Source organism: Glaciihabitans sp. dw_435 (assembly GCF_018449675.1).
GTDB lineage: Bacteria > Actinomycetota > Actinomycetes > Actinomycetales > Microbacteriaceae > Glaciihabitans.
On sequence record NZ_JAAVUZ010000024.1, the window covers coordinates 20,393 to 27,322 of the forward strand.

The window sequence follows — 6,930 nt, forward strand, 5'->3', positions numbered from 1 at the left end:
CTCTGCGGGGCCCCGGTGCGCGCAGACTGGGCACATGGATAAGCAGGAACTCGCGGCCTTTCTCCGCACCCGTCGCGAGCGGCTCCGGCCCGAAGATGTCGGCCTGGCATCGGGCCCGCGGCGCAGGACCCCGGGGCTGCGCCGGGAGGAGATCGCGGTTCTCGCCCACATCTCGACCGAGTACTACGTCCGGCTCGAGCAGGGCCGGGCACCGCGTCCGTCGGGCGAGGTTCTCGCGGGCATCGCCGGCGCACTGCGGCTCAGCGACGCCGAGTCGGACCACCTGCACCTGCTCGCCGGCACTGCCCAGCTCCGGTCGGGCCTGCACAGCCGGGAGGTGCGGCCCAGCATCCTGGCCGTGCTCGAGCGGCTTCCGCAGACGGCGGCGTTTGTGATGTCGGCAACCTTCGAGGTGCTGGCGTGGAACGACCTGCTCGCGGCCCTGATGGAAGACTTCGGCAGCGTCCCGCCCGAGGAGCGCAACCTCGCACGCAAGGCATTCCTGGGGCACCCGCGGTCCGAGACGCCGCTCTACGGCATCTCGGACTCCATCGAATTTCGGCACAGCGTCGTGAGGGAGCTTCGGGCTACCCGCGCCCGCTACCCGAGCGATCCCGCCGTCGTCGGACTCATCGACGAGCTCATCGTGGGCAGCCCCGAGTTCGCCCGGCTGTGGGAGCACCACGATGTGGAAGCGGTACCGATGCTGACGAAGACGTTCAACCACCCGACGGTCGGACCGATCACGGTCGACTGCGATTCCCTCACGCTGACCGACAGTGACCAGCGCCTGGTGCTCTACACGGCCCCGGTCGGGTCCCGGGACGCGGAGGCACTCGCGCTGCTGAGCGTGTGGGGCGTGGAGGGCGCCGGGCAGGGAAGCAAGGGTCGGACGGTGGATGCCTCTGCCCCGGGGCATCCGCTGTCCTGACGGGTCAATTCAGCGCGAGCACAACACTGGCGGCAATGCCGAGACCGATGCCGCCGACCTGCAGCGCGGTCATCCGCTCCCGCAGAACGATCCCGGCGAGGATCACTGTGCCGATCGGGTAGAGCGCGTTGAGCACACTCACGATGGGCAGCGTTGCCGGGTCGGTGCTCGAGTGCAGCGCCGCCTGGATGAACACGTTGGCCAGCGCGTCGAACACACCGCAGATCGCGACGATCGCCCAGAACCTCCACGGGAGGCGCCCGGTCGCCTCTCCCGGGGCCTGCGTTCCGCGGGCCGCGCGCCGGGTGGCGAGCGCGATGCCGCACAGCAGCACGGACTGCACGATCCGGGCGACGACCAGGGGCGCGACGCCATCCGCCGGCGACGTCTGGTTGTACGCGAGCACCAGGCCGCCGAATCCGCAGCCGGCGATCACCGCCGCGAGTAGACCGCGGGTGGTGAGGCGCGCGCCGGTGTGGTCGGGAACGCTTGCCACCAGCGCCACCGCGATGAGTGCGACGACGAGCGCGGCGATCGCGATGCCCGACAGCCGCGTGCCCAGGAGCACCGCGACCACCACGGGAAGCAGCGCCGAAAAGACCGAGGTGACCGGGGACAGCACGCTCATCGGTCCGATGGCCAGTGCCGAGTAGAGCAGCACGAGCCCGATCGATCCGGCGATCCCCGCGACGGAACCCCACAGGATCGCGCCGCCGGAGAACGTTCCGCCGAGAATCGCGAGTCCCACCAGCAGCGGCACGATGCCGATCACGGCGGCAGCGCTGGTCACGACGATCGTGCGTAGGCGACGGGATGCCAGTCCGCCGAGGAAGTCCGCAACGCCGTAGGTCAACGCTCCGACCAGGCCGAGAACGAGAGTAATCACGACGGGTCCGCGCGGCGGGAGCGTGAGCGGACGGCGGTCATCCCGCCAACGATACATTCCGGCACTATTGCCGTGGCGCGGCCGGCGGGCTACATTCCCAGCGGAGGATCACCCATGACAGTTCGCGTTGACCTGAATATTTCGCTCGACGGATTCGCGGCGACCGCCGATCAAACCCCGCAGGACCCGATCGGGGCGGACTGGCTTCGACTCGTCGACGCCTACACCTCGACCCGCACAATGCAGGAGCGGGTGTTCCATAACACCGACGGCACCGGCACCACCGGAGTCGATGACCGGTATGCCGCGGCCTACTTTGCCGAGGTGGGTGCGGAGATCATGGGCGCGGGGATGTTTGGCTTCCACAGTTTTCCCGATGACCCCGACTGGCGTGGGTGGTGGGGAGAGGAGCCGCCGTTTCGAGTGCCGGTCTTCGTTCTGACTCACTCCCCGCGGCCACCCCTGGAGATGGCAGGCGGCACCACGTTCCATTTTGTGTCGACCACCCCGGCCGATGCCCTCGCCCGTGCCACCGAGGTTGCTAACGGCAAGGACGTGCGGGTCGGCGGCGGGGCATCCGTCGTCCGTGACTTCCTTCGCGCGGGCCTGATCGACCGGCTGCATGTCGGCATCACCCCGATCCTGCTGGGGCAGGGGATTCGGCTGTGGGATGACCTGCGAGGACTGGAATCGGACTACCGCGTGACGTCCGAGGTGGCCGAGAGCGGGGTCATCCACCTCACCTTCGACCGCACCGTGTGATCGACCGAGTCCAACTCATTTGCAACTTAGCACTGTTGCAGTGTAGCTTGATTGCTAATAAGCGAAGGAGTTACACCATGCGAGTAGCCATCACCGGTGGGACAGGGTTTGTGGGACGCAACCTGGCCGTGCGGCTCGATCCCGCCACCACGGTGGTGGTGTCCCGCCGCACGGGCACCCGCATCACCGATGTGGACGCGCTGACGGCGGCCTTCACCGGCTGCGATGTTGTTGTGCACTGCGCGGGGATCAACCGCGAGATCGGCGACCAGACCTTCGAGCACGTGCACGTGGAGGGCACCCGCGCCGTGGTCGAGGCGGCCCGCCGTGCCGGTGTGCAGCGGCTCGTGATGGTCAGCTTTCTGCGAGCGCGACCCAATTGCGGGTCGGGCTACCACGAGACGAAGTGGGCAGCGGAAGAGATGCTGCGCAACTCGGGCATCGATCACACGATCCTCAAGTTCGGCATGATTTACGGCCCCGGCGATCACATGGTCAACCACGTGGCACGCGCCGTGCGTACCCTCCCCGTGTTCGGCACCGTCGGGTACCGCCCCCGCAAGGTGCGTCCCGTGCCCATCGAGGACGCGGTGAACGTGCTGATCGCGGCCGCCGAGGGCCGCATCACCGCCCCGACCGTCGCGGTCATGGGTGTGGAAGAGCTCGAGCTCGGCGCCGCCGTGCGCCGCATTGCCGGCGTCGCCGGGCGTCATCCGCTCTACGTTCCGCTGCCCGTCTGGGCGATCAAGGTGCTCGCCCAGCTCACCGAGTGGACGATGGTCACCCCGCTCGTCGCGAAGGCGCAGGCGCAGATGCTCTCGGAGGGCGTCAGCGAAGCGGCCCCGCCCGCTCCCGAACTTCCCGAGGGAATCCGGCCCGTCCTTCCCTTCGACGAGGCACGCATCCGGGAGGCCCTGCCCGACGGCGGGTTCACCCTCGACGACCTCCGCATCGTCGGATGGTGGTCGCGCAGGCGTCGCGGGTCCGCGAAGGTCGCCGCCTAGGAGATGCGAGGGGCGGATGCCTCGGAGCGGGGACCTCGCTGCCCTGAGCAGATTTCCGCCCCGGGTCATCCGCCCCGCCGTACTGTCGAAGTACTCGGGTGACCCGGACCCCACCGGCGCCTTGCCCCACGGGAGGACACGCAATGGAACTGATCTTCGTCCACGGTGCACTGGTGCGGGATGGCCAGTGGTGGTGGCAGCCCACCGCCGAGCTGCTGCTCGCGCGCACGGGCATCCGCAGCCGCGCGGTGGCGCTGCCGTCGTGTGGCGAGACGACTCCCGACCAGGTGGCCGGCGGTCTCGCGGCCGATGCCGCGGCGCTGCGCCAGGAGCTCGACGGCGTGGACGAGGCGATCGTCGTGGGCCACTCGTACGGTGGCACGGTGATCGCCGAGGCAGGCAGTCATCCCGCCGTGCGGCACCTGCTGTACGTCTCGTCGTACCTGCCCGACACCGGTCAGTCGCAGGGCGCGATCATGGGCGGCGAGACCGACCCCGTCTCCATCGGTGACAACGGCGACGGCACCCTCGGCGTGACGGGCTACGACGCGGCGTCGTTCGGCGCGAGGTTCCTGCAGGATGCCGACGAGACGACCCAGCGCGAGGCATGGTCCCGCGTGACGGCGCAGGCGGCCGGGGCATTCATGACACCGACCACCGCCGCGGGCTGGCAGGGAGTCGACTCGACCTACATCGTCTGCGGCGACGACCGCAGCACCTCGGTCGGGCTGCAGCGCTTCCACGCGAGTCGTGCGACGCGCTCCGTCGAGCTGCCGACCGGACACCACCCCTTCATCACCCGTCCCGACCTCGTCGTCGAACAGCTGCAGGCGATGCTGGCACAGGCGTGAGGAGCGCTGTCTGCTGAGAGCGGAAAGTGGATGCCCGGGCCGGGGCGACCGCTTTACTGAATCCCATGAGCGAACAGCGTGCCACCGAGCGGACCAGTCCCCGGCCAGAGTCACTCCAGTCCGGGTCACCCTACCCCGGGCGCCCCGAGTTGCTCTGGCGCCACCTCGTGGGAGAGCAGCTGCGGGAGATCCGCCGGTCGCGCGGCGAGACCCTGCGGCACGTGGCGAAGCGGGCAGACGTGTCGCCGTAGTATCTCTCCGAGGTCGAGCGCGGCCGCAAGGAACCGTCGAGCGAGATCCTCGCCGCCATCGGGGGATCGCTGGACACCACGCTGCTCGACCTCACCCTGCGGGTCGCGAACCGTCTGCACGAGGCCGCGGCCGCCGCATACTCGTCCTCGTCGCGGGGAGACTTCAGGCTCGCTGCGTGACGCCGGCGCCGCGCGCTCGCCGGGCCGCGACGTCACCTCCGTCGACCCCAGTCCCTATCGGACTCTGGTGCGCGGGTCGACCCCCACGGGGCATCCAGCCAGCGCGCGTAGCTTTTCCCCAGGAGGCAACATCATGACGAACGAAATCGACCCCACGGTCAACCAGGCAATTGCCGGCGTATGGCAGAGCCATCAGGGACTGGCGACCGACCAGGTCATCTCGGTCCTGCACGAAGCGGTCAAGGCCGTTGGCGGCAAGCTTGACGAAGACGAGTACACGCGCATCGGAACGGCCATCGCCGACGGAACCTACACGCCCTAGTCAGTCGATGCTGGTCATCGGCACCCCGAGCGCCAGGGCATAGCTGGCCGGATCATTGCGGGTCATCGACGACACCACCAGGTGGCGCGTGGTGATGCGCTTGGCGAAGTAGCCGGCGAAGGGCACCACCACGATCGTGTCGAGGCCCGACTTCCACGCCGGAATCAGGTCATCCAGGTTGCGGCGCTCGGGCTCGTCCTCGAGCCGTAGCTGGTGGGGGTCGGGCATCGAGCCCACCCAGTCGTCCAGGGCTTCGCGGTCGATCCCGTCCCATCCGTAGTCGTCGGTCCACCGGGGCGGAAAGTACGGATTCATTGCCTCGCTCTTCTCGGCGATTGACTGCAGTCCCGCCTCCGGTGTCCACGGTTCCTCGTAGTCGTACCAGAGCCAGGTTTTCGCCCACTGCTGACGCCAGCGCCGGTCCCACTCCTCGCGGGTGGCGGTGTCGGGCATGCGGGACTCCCCGGGCATCACGCGCGGGTCGAGCTCGGGCACCGGGATATCCGGGGCGAGCCCCCATGCGGCCCGCACGAACAGCAGCTCGGTCAGGTGCGCGTTCTGATCTTCGATCCGCAGCAGCATGTCATGAGGCCACGGGTTCGAGGGGTCGGGGTACAGGCTCTGCATGGGGGATAGCTCCTCGCCGTCGCATCCACTCACCGCATCGGTGGTCAGGGTGGAGTCAACTCTCGGGCGCTGCCCCGGCGTGCGCAACCCCCGGGCGGCACATCCGATAACGTCGGGAGCACCGCTCGCCGGCCCGCGTTGTCGTTAGGAATCCATGCCCGTCACCGATCTGCCCGCGTCATGAATCCGATCGCCACGCTCGTCACGATCGCGGTTCTGACCGCCATCACGCTGGCCATCGTGCTCGCCCTGCGTCTCGAGAAGCCGTGGCTGCAGCCCTGGGCGATTCTGCGGGCGGTCGTCCAGCTCGGGATCCTCAGCCTCATCCTGCACGGCATCATCGCCAACCCGGTGTGGGTCGGGCTCTTCCTGCTCGTGATGGTCGGCGCCGCGACGTGGGTCGTCTTCCGCAGGCTCGACCTCGCACCGGGGCGCATCCCGACGGTCGTGCTCACGATGGTCGTGGCATCCGCGATCCCGACGCTCGCTGTCTTCGTCACCGGCGCCGTCGAGTTCAGCCCGCGGTACCTGCTGGCGGTGGGCGGCATCGTCATCGGGAACGTAATGACAGTCTCCACGCTGATGGGTAGGTCGACGGCGGCGCTGTTCGTGTCCGACCGGGATCAGATTGAGGGATGGCTCGCGCTGGGCGCTCCCATTCGCACGGCAACCCGGCGCGAGGTGAGGCTGGCCGCCTCGACGGCGCTGATTCCGTCGACCGACCAGACCCGCACCACCGGAATCGTGACACTGCCCGGCGCATTCGTGGGTGCCGTGTTCGCCGGGGCATCACCCCTGGAGGCGGCGCAGTTCCAGCTGATCGTGCTCGCGGCGATCCTTGCGGCGGGGGCGCTCGCCGCGGCCAGCTGGACCTTCGCCCTCGGAGCGCCGAAGACGCTGCCGCTGGCGTAGCGCCGGGGCTGGCGGTGGCGCTGCGCGCCGTCTCGCCGCCGCCGCCGCCGCTCGCCGCCTGCCGGCCGTTGACTGCCGTTGCCCGTTGCCCGTTGCCCGCTGCCTCGCACCCTGCCGTCGCCGCCGTTCGCCGTAGTCGCGCTCCTCGCCGCCACCAATCCGCCGTCCGTGCTCAAAGCGGGCGATTGCGCTGAAAACGGTCAA

Annotated in this window: 9 protein-coding genes; 7 read left to right on the plus strand and 2 right to left on the minus strand. The window is 69.2% G+C overall.

Annotation, left to right across the window (positions count from 1 at the left end):
* The first annotated feature begins 34 nt into the window (after positions 1-34).
* On the plus strand, positions 35-931 hold the full coding sequence (locus HB677_RS17045) for a helix-turn-helix transcriptional regulator (protein ID WP_213816934.1): 897 nt from the start codon (positions 35-37) through the stop codon (positions 929-931).
* Between the two features lie 4 nt (positions 932-935).
* Here the strand turns inward: HB677_RS17045 and HB677_RS17050 are convergent, their stop codons facing one another.
* Positions 936-1,874, minus strand: a complete 939-nt coding sequence (locus HB677_RS17050; protein WP_213816935.1) for an EamA family transporter — start codon at positions 1,872-1,874, stop codon at positions 936-938.
* Positions 1,875-1,931: 57 nt separating this feature from the next.
* On the opposite strand from HB677_RS17050, the gene HB677_RS17055 reads away from it, so the two are divergent.
* The 5 genes from HB677_RS17055 to HB677_RS17075 all read left to right on the plus strand — a co-directional run bounded on the left by HB677_RS17055 (position 1,932) and on the right by HB677_RS17075 (position 5,187).
* Positions 1,932-2,579 carry a dihydrofolate reductase family protein gene (locus HB677_RS17055; protein WP_213816936.1) on the plus strand — a complete coding sequence of 216 codons (648 nt, stop codon included), beginning with the start codon at positions 1,932-1,934 and terminating at the stop codon, positions 2,577-2,579.
* Positions 2,580-2,656: 77 nt separating this feature from the next.
* Positions 2,657-3,583: an NAD(P)H-binding protein gene (locus tag HB677_RS17060; protein WP_213816937.1), complete on the plus strand. Its 927-nt coding sequence runs from the start codon at positions 2,657-2,659 to the stop codon at positions 3,581-3,583.
* Positions 3,584-3,726: 143 nt separating this feature from the next.
* On the plus strand, positions 3,727-4,434 hold the full coding sequence (locus tag HB677_RS17065) for an alpha/beta hydrolase (protein ID WP_213816938.1): 708 nt from the start codon (positions 3,727-3,729) through the stop codon (positions 4,432-4,434).
* Positions 4,435-4,499: 65 nt separating this feature from the next.
* The gene (locus HB677_RS18695) at positions 4,500-4,685 is read left to right on the plus strand and encodes a hypothetical protein (protein WP_275950928.1); all 186 of its coding nucleotides are present in this window, start codon (positions 4,500-4,502) and stop codon (positions 4,683-4,685) included.
* Positions 4,686-4,998: 313 nt separating this feature from the next.
* Entirely contained in the window at positions 4,999-5,187 is a 189-nt protein-coding gene (locus tag HB677_RS17075) for a hypothetical protein (protein WP_213816939.1), read from the plus strand.
* Here the strand turns inward: HB677_RS17075 and HB677_RS17080 are convergent, their stop codons facing one another.
* On the minus strand, positions 5,188-5,814 hold the full coding sequence (locus HB677_RS17080) for a hypothetical protein (RefSeq protein WP_213816940.1): 627 nt from the start codon (positions 5,812-5,814) through the stop codon (positions 5,188-5,190). It abuts the gene before it with no gap.
* 180 nt (positions 5,815-5,994) lie between these two features.
* Here HB677_RS17080 and HB677_RS17085 point away from each other — a divergent pair, with 180 nt between their 5' ends.
* On the plus strand, positions 5,995-6,726 hold the full coding sequence (locus HB677_RS17085) for an ABC transporter permease (RefSeq protein WP_213816941.1): 732 nt from the start codon (positions 5,995-5,997) through the stop codon (positions 6,724-6,726).
* The last annotated feature ends 204 nt before the right edge of the window (positions 6,727-6,930 follow it).

Coding starts and splice junctions, on each gene's coding strand:
- HB677_RS17045 (WP_213816934.1), top strand. CDS start 35: ATGGATAAGCAGGAACTCGCGGCCTTTCTCCGCACCCGTCGCGAGCGG.
- HB677_RS17050 (WP_213816935.1), bottom strand. CDS start 1,874: ATGTATCGTTGGCGGGATGACCGCCGTCCGCTCACGCTCCCGCCGCGC.
- HB677_RS17055 (WP_213816936.1), top strand. CDS start 1,932: ATGACAGTTCGCGTTGACCTGAATATTTCGCTCGACGGATTCGCGGCG.
- HB677_RS17060 (WP_213816937.1), top strand. CDS start 2,657: ATGCGAGTAGCCATCACCGGTGGGACAGGGTTTGTGGGACGCAACCTG.
- HB677_RS17065 (WP_213816938.1), top strand. CDS start 3,727: ATGGAACTGATCTTCGTCCACGGTGCACTGGTGCGGGATGGCCAGTGG.
- HB677_RS18695 (WP_275950928.1), top strand. CDS start 4,500: ATGAGCGAACAGCGTGCCACCGAGCGGACCAGTCCCCGGCCAGAGTCA.
- HB677_RS17075 (WP_213816939.1), top strand. CDS start 4,999: ATGACGAACGAAATCGACCCCACGGTCAACCAGGCAATTGCCGGCGTA.
- HB677_RS17080 (WP_213816940.1), bottom strand. CDS start 5,814: ATGCAGAGCCTGTACCCCGACCCCTCGAACCCGTGGCCTCATGACATG.
- HB677_RS17085 (WP_213816941.1), top strand. CDS start 5,995: ATGAATCCGATCGCCACGCTCGTCACGATCGCGGTTCTGACCGCCATC.